Below are 19,116 nucleotides of genomic sequence, written 5' to 3'. Positions count from 1 at the left end.
TTGATGTGGTTAATCAAACAAGGTTCCGAACATGAAAAACAACAGCCAAAGCGATCGACAAAAGTTCATCCACCAAGCGATCGCAATTGCATTTATCCTGCAAGCAGTCATCATTGGTGTGAAGGGCAATCTCGATATAGAATCTGGAAAACCCGCCCTGGATGTGATTCAGGGAATGCTTTTTCACGGGATTGAGTTAATCGTCAAAGCTAATCGCAGCCGAAAGAGTGTTGAAAAGATCGATCGCCCTTATCAACGTCGCATCACCCCAAATTCCGACGATTGATCTCGCTGGTGCAAAATCATCGCCCAACCAACGCCAAAAAGGGGAAATTGAGCTTAATTCAACTTCCCCTTCTTCACAAACGCTTTGTTGTCTGAAGCTATTTCCTAACAGGCCATTTGCTGCCACTCTCTTTCTAGCAAGCGCAGCAATCTTTCATCGCCTTTAGCTGCGGCTATTTGTTTCCGTCGATCGAGAATATTGCAGATATGCGATCGGTGAACTTGCGCCAAATCCGCAGCAGTTGGTGCAGATTCAACCGCCGCGCAAGCTGCGCCAACTGTTGTGACCTGCTGCTGGGCTTGAAAATTTCGCTTTGTGGTAGAGTTGATACCGCCGTATTTTTTGGGGACAGCCAGGTGTCTCGGATACCGATAGTTCCAGTCTTGACCCCGATATTTGCCTGCGACTTCCCCTTCGATCATATCTACTGTCGGAATGTCGTACTCGTAGTTGGCACCGCGATAAGTGAGTTTCATATTTTTCCTTATATTGAGATAAAAACGGTCGTCAGTCGATTTGAGATTTGAGATTGACTTTACAGATGAATCTGGTAGCTGGGACTTTGGTCTAAAATTTTGCGATCGACTTTCAGGAGTATACGTGGCACGGTACCTGCTTTTGGGCCTGGTTAGCTCACGCTTGCTTTTGATAGCTAAAACTCTTTAAGTTTCTGTATTCAATTATACTGTTTTTTAATTGAAATGCGTTTGTTTACATAAATTAATATTTTGACGGTGAGAAGGCAGGAAAAAACCCGCCGCAGCGGGTTTAATCGAGCTTTGACTAATTCGATCGTACTCAGAGCGAAACGGATCGAGATCCGAGGAATTACCCGACTGTCACTTCATCGGTTTGTACGCCTGTGGCGCCCTCTTCAGCAGAGGCAAGGGCCACCAACTTGTCAAGAACTTCCTGACTGGGAACTTGACCCTTGAGAACAACCGTGCCGCTGAGTTGAGCAACCCAAACAGTCTCGATATCAGCAACTTCTGAATCGCCGTCAAAAGCCAAAGCCACCCGCTTCGCTAGGCCGCTTTCGTCAAAATTTCCGTCTGGGCCGACTTTAGCAGGAGCAATGGATTGTGCTTCGGCAGCTTGCTGTACTACTTCTGCCATCGGTTGAGCTTGCTCTTCAGGCTTTTCCATTCCAAACAGTCTTTTAAACCAACCCATAGAAGTTGAGTCTCCAGAAAATACACTTTGTCTAAGATAGCTCTAGAATTCCAAAAGAATCGTAATTGTTGCAAAACTAAGCGAAATTTCTGAAAATTCTTTTTCGACCGACTTTCAGAATCTAAAATCTCCAATGGTATCCCTATGTTGATGTTACTTTTTTATGTCGGGGACGATCGCTATGCCTTGGATAGCAGGCGCGTAGTCGAAGTAGTTCCCACTGTCACCTTGAAAAAACTCCACAACGCGCCGGAATACATTCCCGGCTTGTTTAACTACCGGGGACATCTCGTCCCGGTTATTGATTTGTGCCAAATGATACAGGGGACGGCCGCCCGCGCTTACTTGAGCACGCGCATCGTCTTAGTCAATTGCCAGTTTCCGGATAATTCTGAGGGGAACAACGACAGTTTGCACGGCCCCCTAATTTTAGGGCTGATGGCGGAACGGGTGACAGAAACTCTCGACAAACCAGAAACCGAATTTGTTAGTCCCGGCATTAAGATTGACAGCACTCCTTATTTGGGAGAAATGATTGCAGACGATCGCGGTATGATTCAATTTGTCAGGGTAGAACATCTGCTGCCTGAATCCCAAAAAAATTATCTGCTTCCCCAGCAAGAGGACTGAGATTTAGTCATTAGTCATTAGTCATTAGTCATTGGTCATTGGTTATTGGTTATTGGTAATGGTAATGGTAATGGTAATGGTAATGGTAATGGTAATGGTAATGGTAATGGTGAGTACGTCCGAAAGTTGATAACTACGATATTAACAAATTAGGGAAAGGTAACTGTCAACTGTCAATTGTCAACTGTCAACTGAATGGGGAGCATCTCAGTTTTGTATTTATAGTGCGAGCGTCCCCGCTCGCGTGTTGTACAATACGCGAGCGGGGACGCTCGCACTCAAAGAAAAAATGCTTTTTGCAAAACTGAGATGCTCCCAACGGAATGAACGCAAATCTACGAGCTAAAATCAATGACACAAGTAGCAATTGAAGCTCTACTCAGACAAAAAATTGGTTTAGATGCCCTGACTATTGGGTCTAATACAATTACTAGAGCCGTTAACCGTCGGATGGAAGATTGCGGTTTAACGGATATGAGTATTTACTTGACAAAATTGCAAACATCCGCTCCAGAATTGGAAGAATTAATCGAAGCTGTCGTGATACCGGAAACTTGGTTTTTTCGCGATCGCGAACCTTTTGTTTTTTTGAGTCGCTACGCGTTTTCGGAATGGTTGCCACAAAATCCCGGCAAAACCCTGCGCGTGTTAAGCCTTCCTTGTTCGACGGGGGAGGAACCTTACTCGATCGCGATCGCCCTACTAAACGCTGGTTTAAATCCGCTCAACTTCAGCATCGATGCGGCAGATATCAGCAAAGTTGCTCTCAAAAAAGCCCAGCGCGCGGTTTACGGCAGAAACTCTTTCCGTGACAAAAACTTGGATTTTCGCGATCGCTATTTTACTCCGCTCCCGGGAGACCTTTATCAGTTGAACGACTTGGTGAGAAGGAAAGTTAATTTTATTCAGGGTAATATTCTAGATAGCTATTTTTTATCTAACCAACTTCCTTACGATGCAATTTTTTGCCGGAACGTATTAATTTACTTTGATAAAGCAGGCAGAAATCAAACCATTCAACTGTTAAATCGATTGTTGAAAAAAACAGGAATATTATTTTTGGGTCACTCAGAAAGCGGGCAAAAACTGCCTCCTCAATTTGTATCGGTGCGTCATTCCCTAGCATTTGCTTACCGCAAAACAGATATTCCAGACAGCCCGCAAGTTCAGGTCAAAAAAGAACCGACTAATATCAGTTATTCGCGGATGGTTCGGGAGTTTAAACACGCGGAAAATAGGGAAAATATTCGCAGTGATAAGTTGCCAAGTATTAACAGTAAATCCTCTACTTCCCATCAAAAATATCCGAGAGAGAATGAGAATTTGGGGATTTTGCCAATTCGGGCGATCGCACTTACACCAGATCCTGCTAAGTCTGCGAGTGCGGATTTAGACGCAGCGCGACGTTTGGCCGATCGCGGACAATTGCAGGAAGCGGCCAAACTGTGCGAAACTTACCTCAGTCAAAATCCCACGAATGCTGACGCTTACGTCTTATTGGGGCAAGTTTACCAAGCAAGGGGCGATCGCCAACAAGCTGAGCAATCTTTCCAAAAAGCAACTTACCTGAAGCCGGATCACTATGAAGGACTAATTCACCTAGCTTTGCTCAAAGAAGAGCGAGGAGATATTGCCGGTGCTGCGATCGTCCGCCGGCGCATTCAGCGAATGGAAAAATAGCCTAATAAGTAATAACTGAGAACGGAATTATGGACAATATTTTTAAGCATATGACTTTGCAAAGACGCATGATCGCTGCGTTTGTGTTCATGGGGGCGATCGTGCTTGTTGTAGCTTTAGTCGGCGCCAGCGGCAATTTTCGGCTATCCGGACACCTGAAGTCGATCGCCAACGATGCTTATCCCAGCACCGTCGCTTTGTGGAAAATCAACGAAGGACAAACACAGGTGCAGTCTTCCGATCGGATGCTGCTCAACGAAGCAATCAATCCTGACCAAAGACGCCGAGAGATTGCGAGAATAAATAATGCTTGGATTCAAATAAATCAAGGCTTTCAAGATTACGATAAACTTCCGCGCAACGAGGAAGAAGACAAGCTTTATCAACAATTTAAACCGCTGTGGCAAAAGTGGACTGAGGCTCACAAAGAATTCCAAGAACTCAATAAAGAATATGAAAGAGTGGGTATTGTCAACCCCCGCCAAATCCAAATTGATTTGCTCAAACAGGGTAAAACTAAATCACCTGAACTAGCAACTGCTGCATCAGCAGTTGAGGTGCTTAACAGAATGAACGACAAAGCTTTGAATGAGAAAGTAACTACATTTCAAGCTGCGACAGAGGGAATGCTGGAACTCCTGAACTACGATCGCCAATTAGCAGCAGACTCAGCCAAAGCTGCCACCGAAGATATCAGTCAAACTAGGTTCTGGGTGATTTTAGGCACGCTGCTGGGCCCTTTAACGGCCGTACTGTTTGGACTCTACTTTAGCAATACGATCGCCAAACCGTTAGGGGCTAAAATTGCCGGAGTGGTGGATGTAGCAGAGAAAATGTCGATCGGCGATTTAACAGCAGAAGTTCATGTCAGCGACAGCAAAGACGAAATTAGCAAATTGGAGAACTCCTTCCGCAGCATGAATCGGGGTTTGGCCGCATTAATCAAACAAGTGCAAACATCGGGCATACAAATCACCTCATCAGCCACCCAAATAGCCGCTTCTGGCAAACAATTAGAAGCCACAGTCAACGAACAAGCAGCATCCACCAACGAAGTTGTAGCTACTGCCAAAGAAATCGCAGCCACCAGCGGTAAACTCGTAAAAACGATGGATGAAGTTTCCCACATGGCAGAGTCAACCGCCCGCGAAGCTAGCACAGGTCAAAAAGAGTTAGTTCGCATGGAAAATACCATGAAAGTGTTGGGAAATGCTACCATTTCTATCTCTAACAAACTCGGAATCATTAGCGAAAAAGCCAACAATATCAACAGCATTGTTACCACGATCACCAAAGTAGCAGATCAAACTAATTTACTTTCCTTAAATGCAGCGATCGAAGCCGAAAAAGCCGGAGAATACGGCATGGGTTTTGCCGTCGTCGCCCGCGAAATTCGCCGCCTAGCCGACCAAACAGCCGTGGCCACATTAGATATTGAAAATATGGTTAAAGAGATGCAGTCAGCCGTTTCTACTGGGGTGATGGAAATGGATAAATTCTCCCATGAAGTCAGCAAGGGGATGGAAGATATTCGCAACATCGGCGTGCAATTAGCCGAAATTATTCAGCAAGTACAATCTCTCACTCCCCGCTTCGATTCGGTAAATCGAGGCATGGAAGCTCAATCGGAAGGAGCTCAGCAAATTAGCGAAACTATGGCGCAGTTGGCCGAAACTTCCCTGCAAACTGCTGATGCTTTGCGGGAAATCAATAGTGCGATCGGCCTTTTGAACGAAGCAGCCCACGGGATGCGCCACGAAATTTCGCGATTCAAAGTCAATTGATAGTTACTCACACCCAATATTCGTCAGTATCTAAACTCTAAAATATCAAATTTTATTCATTATTTGTAGCAGACAAAAAAGAGGTAAATTAAGTGCAGAAAAATTCAACTATTCAACAAATTTTGTGGAGGGGATTTGGCACAATATTTACCTTAATACTTATAGGGAATCTTGTAGCACAACACACTAAAAATACCTTAGTTAAATCTTTAGATAACGTTACTTCGAGCCATAAAATTTTGCAAGAATTGGCACAGTTAGATATGCTTTTGCTGGAAGCTGAGACTGGTCAGCGCGGCTATCTGTACACGGGAAAAGAGAATTTTTTAGAGCCATACAATGAAGCAAATGCAAGCATTAACGTGCAACTAGCAGAGTTGAAAGAGAAGATGAAAAATCCGACACAACAAGAAAAACTCGGTCAATTGCAAATCCTGATTAGAGAAAGAATCGATTATTTAGAAAAAACTATTCAACTCCGCAAATCTGGTCGAGAACAGCAGGTAAAACAAATAGTAAGTGCTGGAACAGGACTAGAAATTATGGCGAAGCTAAGGGGGAAAATTACAGAAATAAAGGAAACAGAAAATCGATTCTTGGATGAAAGAAAGAAATTCGCCCAGGAATCTGAGATTTTTTCAACTTACTTTGCTGGGGCGAGCACTTTGATTATTGTGGGAGTTGGGGTGTTAATTTCTTGGGTAATTATCCGGAATATCGCGCAATCCTTGGGAATAGCAGTAAAAGTTGCAGAAGAAGTATCTGCTGGTAATTTAACTGCCAATATTTCAGCAAATTATCAGGGAGAAGTTGGCAAACTACTCGCCGGATTCCAAAGCATGACTCAAAGCCTCAATTCCTTGATCGGGCAAGTACAAAATTCTGGCCTTCAAGTAACTGCTTCCTCTCATGAAATTGCCGCCTCTGGCAAGGACTTGGAGGAAGTAATCGCCAAACAAGCAGCTTCGATTAGAGAGGTGGAAGCTACTACAAAAGAGATAGCGGCTACTTCTCGACAACTGAAGCAAGCAATGCAGGGAATTACTTCTACCTTCCAAACTACCACAATAGCAGCAGAGGGCGGTCAGCGGAACTTAAGCCACATGGAAAATACCATGCGGGAATTATCAACCGCCACAACTTCTATTTCTAGCCAACTTAGCAACATCAGCGAAAAAGCTAATAATATTAGTCGAATTATTATTACAATAACCAAGGTAGCTGACCAAACTAATTTACTTTCTTTGAATGCTGCCATAGAAGCAGAAAAAGCTGGAAAATATGGTATGGGTTTTGCTGTAGTTGCTAGAGAAATTCGGCGTTTAGCCGATCAAACTGCTGTTGCTACTTTAGATATTGAAAAAATGGTTAAAGAAATGCAGGCAGCAGTTTCTACTGGGGTGACGGAAATGAACAAGTTTACTGAAGAAGTAAATGATAGCGTTGAGGATGTGGAAAGTGTGAGCTGGCAACTGACTGAAATTATCGAGCAGGTGCAGGCTATCACTCCGCGTTTTTCAGTGGTAAATCAGAGTATGGAGGCTCAATCGGAAGGCGCTCAGCAAATTAGCGAGGTGATGGTATATCTGAGTCAATCGTCGTCGCAAACGGCGGGCGCATTGCGCGAAATTAACGGTGCTATCTCTCAATTAAATGAAGCATCTCAAGGTTTGCGTCAAGAAATTTCTCGGTTTAAAGTAAGCAATAAGGATGTAGAAAATGTTTAAAAATATCAGTTTCAAAAAGCGCCTGAATGCTGCATTTGTTTTTCTAGCTGTGATTGTTTTAGCTGTGGCTTGTATTGGTTGGAGCGGCACTTCTCGGCTAGGTAGACATATTGATACGCTAGCTAATAATAGCCTGCCGAGCGTTAGTGGATTGTGGAAAATTAATGAAGGACAAACGCAAATAGAGTCGTCGGAACGAGCCTTACTGGATCTGGAACTCAGCCCAGAGGAAAGGAGAACTGAGTTGACGAGAATTCAGAAGGCTTGGGAGCAGATTAATGAGGGTTTCAAAGAGTATGAAACCACATCCAGAAGTGCGGAGGAAGATAAGGTATACAAAGACTTGCAGGTTAAATGGGATATCTGGAAGAAAAATCACGAAGCTTTTTTAGATTTAAATAAAAGATTTGAGAGTTTGGGAATTCTCAACCCATTTAAAAGGCAGATCGAACTGATTGGTCAAGGGAATACTAAGTCGCCCGATATCGAGGCTGCTAGAAGGGCTGGGGCGTTTTACAATCAATTGAGCGATCGCGCCAAAGCGAATCGATCCTCGTTTCAAGCAGCTACTAACTTAATCTTGGAAGACCTCAAAATCAATGAAACAACGGGACAACTAGCTAAAGATCAGTCTAAAAACGATATTAATCAAACCACATTTTGGGTGATTTTTGGCATGATTCTCGGGCCGCTAACGGCTGGACTGTTTGGACTGTTTCTCACGAGCGCGGTATCCCAAACTCTGGAAAATCAAATAGATCTGTCGGGTCTCAGAATTAGCGGCTCTACGAACCAAATTGCTGCTTCTGGCAAGGAATTGGAAGCGACGATGAATCAACAAGTGGCTTCGACTAATGAAGTAGTAGCCACGGCTAAAGAAATTGCTGCTACTGCTATGCAACTGGCGAGGACAATGGATGAAGTTTCGGAGATGTCCCACCAAGCTGCTCAATCTGCCGGCGGCGGTAAACAAGAAATTGGTCGCATGGAATCCACGATGAATAAATTAGCAGATTCTACCAGTGCGATCTCGGGTAAATTGGGAGTTATTAGCGAAAAAGCTAATAATATTAACAGTATTATCACGACGATTACGAAGGTGGCAGATCAAACTAATTTGCTTTCGCTCAACGCGGCTATTGAAGCGGAAAAAGCGGGAGAGTATGGGTTGGGTTTTGCGGTGGTGGCTAGGGAAATTCGCCGACTGGCAGATCAAACGGCGGTGGCTACTTTGGATATTGAAAATATGGTTAAAGAAATGCAGTCTGCGGTGGGTGTTGGTGTGATGGAAATGGATAAGTTTACTAATGAGGTGCGCCGCGGGGTGGAAGATGTGCAAACTATTAGTTTGCAGTTGGAATCGATTATCCAGCGGGTGGAAGCTTTGACTCCGCGTTTTGAAGAGGTGAATGAGGGGATGGATGCACAGTCTCAGGGTGCTGTGCAAATTAGCGAGGCGATGGTGCAGTTGAGTGAGGCTTCTTCGCAAACTGCGTCGGCGCTCCGGGATATCAATGGGGCGATCGGGCAAGTTAATGATGCTACACTCGGTTTACGCCACGAAATGCTAGCGTTTTTAAAGTAGCCTTTTTAAAGTAAAGAGGGAGTCGGCGGCCCGAGTCGGTTTTTTAGAAGAATAACAGGTGTAGCAAGGCTCAGTCTAAAATCTATTTTTTTGTACAATAGTTATTGTAGGGTGCGGTCGAAGCCTGAATGCGATCGCAAAACTAAGCATTTCCCCCCGCTGGCCACCCTACGGTTAGTTAAATCAACTGGTGCGTGGTGCACACCCTACAAACTAAAATCTAAAATCTAAAATCTAAAATCTAAAATCTAAAATCGAATGACTGATGATTGCTGGAATCGGATCGGAGTTGGGGGCGATCGGACTTGTCCTCAATTAAAAACATTTATTCACTGCCGCAACTGTCCCGTCTATTCCGACGCGGGCCGGAGTTTGCTGGAACAGCAATTACCGACTGGATATCTGGAAGAGTGGACTAATTTATTGCGATCGAGTCAAGGAGTAACTAACGCCGTCACGGCTGCGGGTACTATATCTGTAGGTATTTTTAGGCTTAACGGCGAATGGTTGGCTTTACCGGCGGCGCTGTTTAAGGAAGTGACGCAGATCTCTGTTATCCACACTTTGCCACACCGCAGCAATAATATACTTATTGGCTTGGTGAATATTCGCGGCGAAATCCAGTTGTGCATTTCGCTAAAAGCACTTTTGGGATTGGAAGCAGCAGATGCTAGCCGACAAAATATTAGTCCTGTTGTTTACGAAAGGATGGTAGTTATTGAGAGAGAAGGCAGCCGCTGGGTGTTTGGGGTGGATGAAATTTACGGCATTCACCGCATTCTCCCGGAACAAATCAGAAATGTTCCATCTACTGTTTCTAAAGTGCCAGAAACTTATACTAAAGGGATTATCAGTTGGCAGGGGCAAAGTGTTTGTTATCTGGATGATGATTTGCTGTTTTATACGTTGAATAAGAAGATTATCTGATAAATTGGGCATTGGCCAAACAGGGCGGAGCGTAGCGGAGGGATTGGGCGGAGCGTAGCGGAGGGATTGGGCATTGGGCATTGTAAAAAAAAATAACTGCTTGCAGTATAAAAAAGATTAATTATCGTTTATCTGCGTTTATCAGCTTGGAGAACGAGCAGAAAAGCTTGTTTCTATCTTCCTTCAACATTCATCCGTTAAATCATTTACACAATCTGTTGCCGAACTTCCGTCTTATATCAAATCTGGTAGCATCAAAATTATAAATCGAGTCAACAGTGAAGAGCCAATCACCATCATTTTTCCGATTAAGAGTCCCACAGTCAACAGTCAACAGTCAACAGTCAACAGTTAACAGTCAACAGTTAACAATCACCTGACGGTGCAACCGGAATTCATATCACTTATTAAGGATTAATAAAAAATGGCAAACCAAGATATGAGCAATTTCTCCATGATGGATTTATTTCGCATGGAGGCGGACACTCAAGTAGCAGTATTAAATGAGAACATTTTGGTATTGGAAAATAACCCGAATTCTCCTGCTGAACTGGAATCTTTGATGCGGGCGGCCCACTCGCTCAAGGGCGCGGCGCGGATTGTGGGACTAGATGCTGCGGTGCGAATCGCTCACATGATGGAGGATTGCTTTGTGGCGGCGCAGGCTGGCTCGATCGCCCTAGACTCACCTGATAAGATTGATGTGATGCTGCGGGCGATCGACCTTTTGGCCCAAATCAGCCAGATTCCGGAAACCGAGATCGAAAATTGGTTCCCGGTTAATCGATCGCAAATTGAAACCTTAGAAACTGCCATCTTAGCAATTATCAATAACGAACAATTAGATTTGGGCAGCCCAGATGAAGCAGAAACAATAGAACAAGAGACCATTGTTGAAACAGAAATTCTGCCGGAATGGGAGCCGCAATTACCTGTTGATTTTACCGCAGAAATAACAGATCACGTACAATTCAATTCTGATATTCCTCATGAAATATTGCCCGATTTGCCACAGGTTGAAAGTCCAGAAACTCGGCTGCTTAAAACTGATTTATCGATGTTAGCTTTATTTGCCACAGAAGTAGAAGCACAATCAATACTATTAAACCAAACTTTACTCTCGCTCAAAAATGACCCCAATGAATATTTAGACTTAGACTCCCTTGTTAAATCCGCTCATTTAATAAAAGGTGCTGGCAGAATAGTTCAGTTCCATGAAGTTGTTAAACTTGCGAAGGCGATAGAAGATACATTTGTGGCACTTCAGAAGCACAAATCTAGCTTAAATCCCAGTCAAATTGACACCCTGCTCGCTGGAGTAAATATTCTGGTAAATATGCAGGAAATTCCGGCACTGGAAATCGAATCTTGGCTGGCAGAACAAGAGGCAGGAATAGATAATATTGTCGCAGATATAAGTAAGATTTTTGAATTATTAACAACTAAACAATCGGCAACAACTGCGGCAGTTGTTTCACAAAAATCTGCCGAAGTAACGAGTATCCAAACAACCCCGACACCACAACCAAAACCTCAAGATAATGCTTCCCAACGCACAAAAAATAGCGATCGAATTTCCCCCGCTGCCAATTCTACAGCAGTAGCTGTAGAGCAACGACCGACTAAAATTGTTAGCGCCAAACCTGCACCTTCAAATCTCAGGGAAAACGCTCAAAAGCCTAAAACCGCCGATCGCGTAGTGCGAGTAAATGCGGAAAATTTAAACCGGATTATGGGTTTGGCGGGCGAATCTTTAGTCGAAGCAAAATGGCTGCAACCGTTTGCTGATTCATTATTAAAACTTAGAAAAAACCAAGGACAACTTTATAATTTGTTGGAGAAATTGCAGGAATCTTTAAGCGATTCTGTTCTGGATCAGCGCTCGGAAGATTATCTCAGCAGTGCTCGCAAAAAAGCTAATGATTGCCGCCATATTTTGTCCGATCGCCTTAACGAACTAGAACTGTTTGCCCGCCGTTCTGCCAACTTGTCCGATCGCTTGTACCGAGAAGTTATTGCCAGCAATATGCGACCGTTTGCTGACGGCGTTTCAGCTTTTGGGCGAATGCTGAGAGATTTGGCGAGACAGTTGGGCAAGCAAGTAAAATTTGAAGTTGTTGGCAAATCTACTCAGGTAGATAGAGATATTTTAGAAAAATTAGAAGCACCGCTAACGCACATTTTACGCAACGCTCTTGACCACGGTATTGAACTCCCAGACGCACGTTTGGCTGCGGGAAAATCGGCGGAAGGTACGATCCGACTGGAAGCTGCACATCGGGGCGGGATGCTATCAATTACCGTTTCGGATGATGGAAAAGGAATAGAACCGGAAAAACTCCGCCAAAAAATTGTCACGAAAGGTATGGTAAGTGCGGAAATGGCTGCGAAATTGACTGAACCAGAATTGATGGATTTTCTGTTTTTGCCTGGTTTTTCTACTGCTAGTCAAGTGACGGAAATTTCGGGCCGCGGTGTTGGTTTGGATATTGTGCAAAGTATGGTGCAGGAGGTTGGTGGCATTCTCCGGGCGACATCTGTGCCGGAAAAAGGTATGAGTTTTCATTTGCAGTTGCCGCTAACTCTGTCGGTAATTCGGACGCTGTTGGTGGAAATTTCGGGGGAACCTTATGCTTTTCCGCTGACTCGGATCGATCGCATTGTGATGGTTGAGTCTGCTGATATTGCGATCGCCGAAAACCGACAGTATTTTACTCTTGACAACCAAAACATTGGTTTGGTGACAGCTTATCAGGTGTTGGAGTTACCTGCGCCACCTGAGAAGTTGGATTTGTTGCCGGTGATCATTGTGAGCGATCGCTCTAGCAGTTATGGTTTAGCTGTGGATAAGTTTCTGGGCGAACGCGATTTAGTTGTCAGGCCTTTAGATCCGCGTTTGGGTAAGGTAGCGGATATCAGCGCGGCTGCTTTTATGGAAGACGGTGCGCCGGTGCTGATTATCGATGTTGAAGATTTGGTGCGATCGACTGATAAACTGCTGGCTGAAAGTCTGTTACAGAAAGTTAGTAAAACCGAACAAACTGCTGAATCAACAACTCGCAAGCGCGTTTTGGTAGTAGATGATTCAATTACTGTTCGAGAAGTAGAGCGCAAACTTTTAGAAAATCAAGGATATGAGGTTGAAATAGCTGTTAATGGTATGGATGGTTGGAATGCTCTGCGTACCGGGCAGTTTGATTTGGTAATTAGCGATGTTGATATGCCGCGCATGACGGGGATCGAGCTGGTAAGTCAAATTAAAAATCATTCGGCGCTAAAGTCGATTCCGGTAATTATTGTTTCTTACAAAGACCGCGAGCAAGATAGAATCAGAGGATTGGAAGTGGGAGCGGATTATTATTTAACTAAAAGCAGTTTTCACGACGATACGCTGTTAAATGCGGTGGTTGATTTAATCGGTGAGGCTTAGAAAAAATAGCTTCAACAGTTGACAGTTGACAGTTGACAGTTGACAGTTTGAGAGCGACCTCTACGTAGAAGGAAGAGGATTGGGGTAATCAATAGTCTGATTTTAATTTCTCCCGATCGGGGAGAGGCTTTCAACCAATTCTTTATGGTAAAAAAATAAGAATTAAAAATTAAACCCCAATGTGGTATAAATAGTTAGGGTGCGTCAGCCGGTGCAATGCGGTCGGCACTGGAGCAACTATATTGCCGTTCAAATGCCCAAAAACTTATACAAGCCCCCGACAATCGTCGTAGAGCACTGCAAATTTTAGATCGCAGTTCAATCTCCCAGATTCATCTGTGAAATAAATCTAAAATCTAACATCTAAAATCGACGGCACAGTACAAGTTTTATTTTAAAGAAAATTCGGCAAAAAAAATGAATCGGTAGGCTCCGGCAACTACCCGCAACCTAAAATTAATTAACTATGAGCAATTTCAACATGAAAATAGCGATCGTCAACGACACGTTGATTGCTGCTGAAGCTTTGCGCCGAGTTTTGGTGACGGTACCGGAGTATGAAATTATTTGGATAGCGGCGGATGGGGCCGAAGCTGTGGAAAAGTGCGCCCGCAATACACCGGATGTGATATTGATGGATTTGATCATGCCGGTGATGGATGGTGTTGAGGCGACGCGCCTGATCATGAAGCAATCTCCCTGCGCGATTCTGCTAGTGACATCTTCGGTGACAGGTAATGCGGGCAGGGTTTTTGAAGCTATGGGATATGGAGCTCTGGATGCTATTAATACGCCAATTTTGGGGTTGATGGGCAATTCCCCAAGCGGCGGTATGGAGTTGTTAAAAACTATTTCTAAAGTTGCTAGATTGATTGGCAAAAGTAACTCGACTTCTTTATTTCACAGCGCAACTCCCAAATGCTTGACTCCGCCGCTGCTGGCGATCGGCTCTTCGACTGGCGGGCCCCAAGCTTTGGCAACTCTGCTATCGGCTTTACCTGCCAATTTATCGGCGGCTGTGGCGATCGTCCAACACGTAGATGCTGAGTTTGCTCCTGGTTTGGCAGATTGGCTGAGTCAAAAAAGTAAGTTGTCGGTGAGTGTCGCAGTTGCCGATCGACCTTTGGAAGTCGGTAAGGTGATAATTGCCGCGACTAACGACCACTTAGTATTACAATCGAATTTAACACTTAAGTATACGAAAGAACCTTTAGAATATCCTTACCGCCCTTCAGTGGACACTTTTTTTGAGAGTGTCGCTCAATACTGGCCGGGCAAAGGGGTGGCAGTGCTGTTAACGGGTATGGGCAAAGACGGCGCTAAAGGGCTCAAAGTTTTGCGATCGGCAGGCTGGCACACGATCGCCCAAGACCGCGCTACATCAGTAGTTTACGGGATGCCGAAAGCTGCTGCTGATTTGAATGCGGCTGTGCAGGTTTTGCCGATCGAGGCGATCGCCCCAGCCTGCATGAAATATCTCGTGTAGAAAATACTAGAGATGTTTGGGCCATAAGGCTTAAGTTGTTGAGCACAATGGCCGAGGTCGTGCCAGACTCTCAGCGATCATAATCAATCTATTGGGGTGATGTTTTGGGATCGCGATCGCGCGTATATCTTGCAGCAGTCTGTAATTTCACGGAATGCTGAGGTTACCGGACACCTGCTAGCAAGCAGCAGCAGGGTGTCCCAACAATTAGCGATCGTCGCCCTTGCAATCAATGTCAAGCGTGCTAGGCTGTGTAAAGATTTTACAAAAATCAGCGGATAAGACTTTACCAACCTGGTATTATCACCTGGTAAGCGTACTTAAATAATACCGGGTCGCTATTGACACTTAGAAAATATTTAAGTAAAAGTTTCGATCCTCTCCAGACAATGGCCGTTGCCCGATCTAGTTATGAAATTAACTCACTCTCAGGCTATTGAATTCGATCGCAGTTGTACACTAAATCAACGAGAAAGTCAAATATTCAACGGCAACGTGGTAAAGTTGAAATTTGACGATCGGGGCAACAATGGAAAAAACCCAGTTATCGCCAGAGATAGCGCTATTCTCAGTAACCTCAAATTGGAGAAAAGCCATCACTCGATCGACTTAAATTTACCCTTAAATTCAGAAACCCAAAAAATATCTAGCTTGACCGAATACACTGTTACAGTTTTACTGATTGACGATCAGGAAATGATCGGCGAAGCGGTGCGCCGAATGCTTGCTAATGAAAAAGACATTAAATTTTATTACTGTAACGATCCAGCTCAAGCAATTAAGAAAGCATTAGAGGTGAAGCCAACAGTCATCCTCCAAGATTTAGTAATGCCAGAAATAGATGGATTGCAGTTGCTGCGCTTTTTTCGAGGGAATTCGCTGACGCGAGACATTCCGATGATTGTTCTCTCCAGTAAAGAAGAAGCGGAACTAAAAGCGCAAGCATTTTCCTTGGGTGCTAACGATTATTTAGTAAAACTGCCCAATCCAGTCGAACTGATTGCTAGAATTCGCTATCACTCCAAAGCTTATATGCACCTGCTGGAAAGGAATCTTGCCTATCAAACCATGCAGGATTATCTAGTCAAATTAGAGATAGAACAAAAAAAATCCCAGGAGTTGCTGTTAAATATATTGCCAGAGGCGATCGCCGAAAGATTAAAAAAAGAACAAGGTGTAATCGCCGACGAATTCGCAGCAGTTAGCGTGATGTTCGCGGATATTGTTGGCTTCACCCAGTTGTCGGCATCAATATCGCCCAAAAAATTAGTACATTTACTCAACGATATATTTTCCAAGTTCGACGATCTCGCCGAAAAACACGGTTTAGAAAAAATTAAGACAATTGGCGACTCTTATATGGTAGTGGCGGGGCTGCCAAATCCGAGAGCAGATCACGGAGATGCGATCGCGGAAATGGCGATCGATATGCAAGAAGCCATAGTTAAATACAGAGAAGAGTTCGGCCTCACTATTAGCATCCGCATCGGCATTCATTCGGGCCCAGTGGTAGCTGGAATCATCGGGACAAAAAAGTTTATTTACGATTTGTGGGGCGATACGGTAAATACCGCTTCCCGCATGGAATCTCACGGTATCCCGGACGGGATTCAGATTTCCGACGCAACTTATTTGCTTATAGAAGACAAGTATGATTTTGAAAAACGCGGTTTAATCAATGTCAAAGGTAAGGGCCAAATGGCTGCTTATTTACTAAAAGGAAGATTGGAAGTTGATTTTTAATTCATTCAATACGCTTGGGATAAGATCGGACGGCGGTTGAAACCGCAGCTACACAAACAAAGTCCGCCTCCGCGGACTAAGAGAGAATAACGTATTTAGCCCGGTTTTCAACCCGCTCTCGTCGGGTTTTGCCTGTATAGACGCGGTTTCAACCGCCGTCCGATCTTGTGAGATAATATTGTTCTGCTTCCGACCAATTTAGTTTAAGTAACGAATCTTCTCCACTTGAAAGCTTGAAACTCGGCTTAATTGGTTTTACGCCCAAAGCGCTAATAATCTGCGCTGCTACAGCTTTCGCCAATAGTGGCGGTACAGAATTTCCGACTTGGCGAAAACCGTGCCATTTTGTGACGTGAAATCTAAACCAGTCAGGATAGGAATGCAATCGCGCTGCTTCTCTGACTGTAATGCACCGAGGCGCGATCGGGTGAATTGGCCTTGGCGAAGTATAAGCGCCCCTCGCCCTGTCGGTTCCAGCCCTGAGAGTGTTGCAAACTCCGTCGGGGTGAAGCTTGTAAAAACGGCTGATCGGCTCTTTTTCGCCGTAGGCTGCGGCTGCAAATCTTTCCATACATTCGGGAGAATGTTTGGTGCGCCGACTGCATGAGAGGATTTGTCGATCGTACTGGCGATCGTAAGCATAATCATTCTCAAAATCATCGAATCCGCGCAAAAAACTCGCGTAATCGCTGCTGCACTTTCCGTACTCCACCATTACCCAATCTCGGTGTAGCAACTCGCTATACTTTTCTACTTCCGGCAAATCTCCAATCGCATCCAAAACTGTCGGAACCGCAGGTAAATTAACTTTTTTATAGCGTTGAGGAAGTTTCTTTTTAGGCAAAAAAGTAGTTGGCTGAGGATATTTTGGCAGATCGTAGTCTTTTTTGCAACCAATCAGAAACAATCGTTTGCGAGCTTGCGGCACTCCGTAGTGAGCGGCGTTGAGAACTTGATAGTTTTCTTCTACTTGATAGCCTGCTTCCAGAAAAGAGCTAATTAAAAGATTCAGGAGTTCTTTGTGTTCGCCTGCTACAATTCCCGGCACATTTTCCATTACAAAAAACTTGGGTTTGAGCTCCAAAACCAAGCGTTGAAAGTGGAAAATTAGAGAATTTCGCGGATCGCCGACATCGCGCTTCCCCATCAGCGAGAATCCTTGACAGGGCGAACCGCTGATTACTACGTCGATTTCGCGCCGCCCGATCGCAGATTTTTGCCGAATTTCTGCTCCAGTCAGCTCTGAGACATCTTTGCACAATACAGAACACATCGGGAAATTGAACTCGTGGGTAGCGCAGTGGATGGGGTCAATTTCGACTGAAGCAAGTACATCAAAACCTGCTTGTTCAAAGCCCAGCGTCATGCCGCCTGCACCTGCAAATAAATCAACAGCGATCGGTCGCTTTTTCCGATAGCTTGACATAATATTTCAATAATAAAATTGTTTTAAGAAGGTGTATTTATTTTAACATTTTTGATTATTTCGGCAGCCGCGCGATCGCACACACCGACATCTCCGAGACTTTCCCGCATTTTCCGATAATCCGTCAAAGTTTGCTGGCGTCGATCGGCATTTTGGAGCAATTCCAGGGCGTGGAAAACTATATTTTCGGCAGTAGCCTCGTCTTGCAGCAACTCCGGAACGATCTGCTTCATTTGCACCAAATTGGGCGGAGAGATAAAAGGAATCGACAATTTCAGCAGGTGGCGGGCAATCATCGCCGTAATGCGACTGACGCGGTAGGCGACAACTTGCGGAACGCCCAGCAAAGCTAATTCCAAATTAACAGTACCAGATTTGGCGATCGCAAAGTCGGCAGCAGCCAAGATTTCCAGATTTTGATTTTCCAACAAAGTAGCCCGCAAACCGTAATTCTCGATCGCTTTTTCGATTTTGCTGCGGAAAGCCGCTTGAGAAACCGGAATCCAGAAATGAACCTGCGGCAATTTAGCTTGAATAATGCGAGCAGCCTCAAATATCACCGGCATCAGGTACTTGAGTTCTTGCTTTCTAGAAGCCGGAATTAGAGCGACTGACACCTGTTCCGGCTCAATTCCCAAAGTTTTGCGGGCAACTTCCCGACTGGGCGCAGATTGCATTCTATCCACCAAAGGATGACCAACCCAACTGACTTGAGAGCCTTTAGCGCGATAATAAGTAGCTTCCTCGGGGAAAATCGCCAAAATGCGATCGGCAATATTGACAATCAATTGAGTATTGCGAGGAGAAATCGAGCAAACCCATTCTTGAGGTGCGATGTACCAAACCACAGGTAAATCGGGCAAACAGCGGCGAATGTAGCTACCAATACCGAGATTGGGAGTCAAATAATCAATCAATACAACAACATCGGGACGGAATTTTTTGAGATATTGTTTAGCTTTTTGCTGAACTGCGATCGTTGGCAAAATATAAGGCACAGATTCTATAATACCCATAGAACCAATACCCAGAGTATCGCCTAAAATAGTAGCGCCAGCTTGAGCCATACGAGGGCCGCCCAATGCGGTTATTTCCAACTCCAAACCAGCGGCGACAGCATGACGTTTTAAAGCTGCAACTAACAAAGCTCCTTGCAAATCGCCAGAAACCTCACCAGTGCTAATAAAAATTTTCATAAAATCCATAGGTTTGTAGTGAGGACTTCAGTCCTCTCTCTCA

General features: G+C 44.5%; 15 protein-coding genes. 11 read left to right on the top strand and 4 right to left on the bottom strand.

The annotated features are described in order from the left end of the window. The first annotated feature begins 31 nt into the window (after positions 1-31). Positions 32-286 (top strand): hypothetical protein, encoded by a 255-nt coding sequence (locus QZW82_RS15945; protein ID WP_293149767.1) that lies wholly within the window; start codon positions 32-34, stop codon positions 284-286. A gap of 104 nt (positions 287-390) precedes the next feature. Here the strand turns inward: QZW82_RS15945 and QZW82_RS15940 are convergent, their stop codons facing one another. Then, positions 391-762 carry a DUF4278 domain-containing protein gene (locus QZW82_RS15940; RefSeq protein ID WP_293149765.1) on the bottom strand — a complete coding sequence of 124 codons (372 nt, stop codon included), beginning with the start codon at positions 760-762 and terminating at the stop codon, positions 391-393. 352 nt (positions 763-1,114) lie between these two features. Then, positions 1,115-1,459, bottom strand: a complete 345-nt coding sequence (locus QZW82_RS15935) for a phospholipid-binding protein (RefSeq protein ID WP_293149763.1) — start codon at positions 1,457-1,459, stop codon at positions 1,115-1,117. A gap of 144 nt (positions 1,460-1,603) precedes the next feature. Here QZW82_RS15935 and QZW82_RS15930 point away from each other — a divergent pair, with 144 nt between their 5' ends. The 10 genes from QZW82_RS15930 to QZW82_RS15885 all read left to right on the top strand — a co-directional run bounded on the left by QZW82_RS15930 (position 1,604) and on the right by QZW82_RS15885 (position 16,451). After that, positions 1,604-2,089, top strand: coding sequence for a chemotaxis protein CheW (locus QZW82_RS15930; protein ID WP_293149761.1), 486 nt, complete (start codon positions 1,604-1,606; stop codon positions 2,087-2,089). A 351-nt stretch (positions 2,090-2,440) separates the two neighbouring features. Further along, positions 2,441-3,769: a CheR family methyltransferase gene (locus QZW82_RS15925; RefSeq protein ID WP_293149759.1), complete on the top strand. Its 1,329-nt coding sequence runs from the start codon at positions 2,441-2,443 to the stop codon at positions 3,767-3,769. A 29-nt stretch (positions 3,770-3,798) separates the two neighbouring features. Then, entirely contained in the window at positions 3,799-5,553 is a 1,755-nt protein-coding gene (locus tag QZW82_RS15920) for a methyl-accepting chemotaxis protein (protein WP_293149757.1), read from the top strand. Positions 5,554-5,645: 92 nt separating this feature from the next. Next, positions 5,646-7,280: a CHASE3 domain-containing protein gene (locus QZW82_RS15915; protein WP_293149755.1), complete on the top strand. Its 1,635-nt coding sequence runs from the start codon at positions 5,646-5,648 to the stop codon at positions 7,278-7,280. Further along, a complete protein-coding gene (locus QZW82_RS15910) occupies positions 7,273-8,865 on the top strand; it encodes a methyl-accepting chemotaxis protein (RefSeq protein ID WP_293149753.1) in 1,593 nt (530 codons plus the stop codon). The genes QZW82_RS15915 and QZW82_RS15910 overlap by 8 nt, the downstream gene beginning before the upstream one ends. Before the next feature lie 258 nt (positions 8,866-9,123). Beyond that, the gene (locus tag QZW82_RS15905; RefSeq protein WP_293149751.1) at positions 9,124-9,792 is read left to right on the top strand and encodes a chemotaxis protein CheW; all 669 of its coding nucleotides are present in this window, start codon (positions 9,124-9,126) and stop codon (positions 9,790-9,792) included. Between the two features lie 424 nt (positions 9,793-10,216). Further along, positions 10,217-13,222, top strand: a complete 3,006-nt coding sequence (locus QZW82_RS15900; protein ID WP_293149749.1) for a hybrid sensor histidine kinase/response regulator — start codon at positions 10,217-10,219, stop codon at positions 13,220-13,222. 466 nt (positions 13,223-13,688) lie between these two features. Further along, positions 13,689-14,708 (top strand): chemotaxis response regulator protein-glutamate methylesterase, encoded by a 1,020-nt coding sequence (locus tag QZW82_RS15895; RefSeq protein WP_293149747.1) that lies wholly within the window; start codon positions 13,689-13,691, stop codon positions 14,706-14,708. 99 nt (positions 14,709-14,807) lie between these two features. Next, complete coding sequence (locus QZW82_RS15890; protein WP_293149745.1) at positions 14,808-14,990, top strand: hypothetical protein; 183 nt, start codon at positions 14,808-14,810, stop codon at positions 14,988-14,990. 129 nt (positions 14,991-15,119) lie between these two features. Further along, the gene (locus tag QZW82_RS15885; RefSeq protein WP_293149743.1) at positions 15,120-16,451 is read left to right on the top strand and encodes an adenylate/guanylate cyclase domain-containing protein; all 1,332 of its coding nucleotides are present in this window, start codon (positions 15,120-15,122) and stop codon (positions 16,449-16,451) included. A gap of 148 nt (positions 16,452-16,599) precedes the next feature. On the opposite strand, the gene QZW82_RS15880 is transcribed toward QZW82_RS15885, so the two are convergent. Next, positions 16,600-17,877, bottom strand: a complete 1,278-nt coding sequence (locus QZW82_RS15880; RefSeq protein ID WP_293149741.1) for a DNA cytosine methyltransferase — start codon at positions 17,875-17,877, stop codon at positions 16,600-16,602. A 23-nt stretch (positions 17,878-17,900) separates the two neighbouring features. Beyond that, positions 17,901-19,073, bottom strand: coding sequence for a lipid-A-disaccharide synthase (gene lpxB, locus QZW82_RS15875; protein WP_293149739.1), 1,173 nt, complete (start codon positions 19,071-19,073; stop codon positions 17,901-17,903). Positions 19,074-19,116: the final 43 nt, after the last annotated feature.

The sequence above is a fragment of the Microcoleus sp. bin48.metabat.b7b8b9.023 genome (assembly GCF_013299185.1).
Classification (GTDB): Bacteria; Cyanobacteriota; Cyanobacteriia; order Cyanobacteriales; family Microcoleaceae; genus Microcoleus.
Note: the sequence above shows the minus strand (reverse complement) of the source record. Positions and strands in the feature narration are given on the sequence as shown.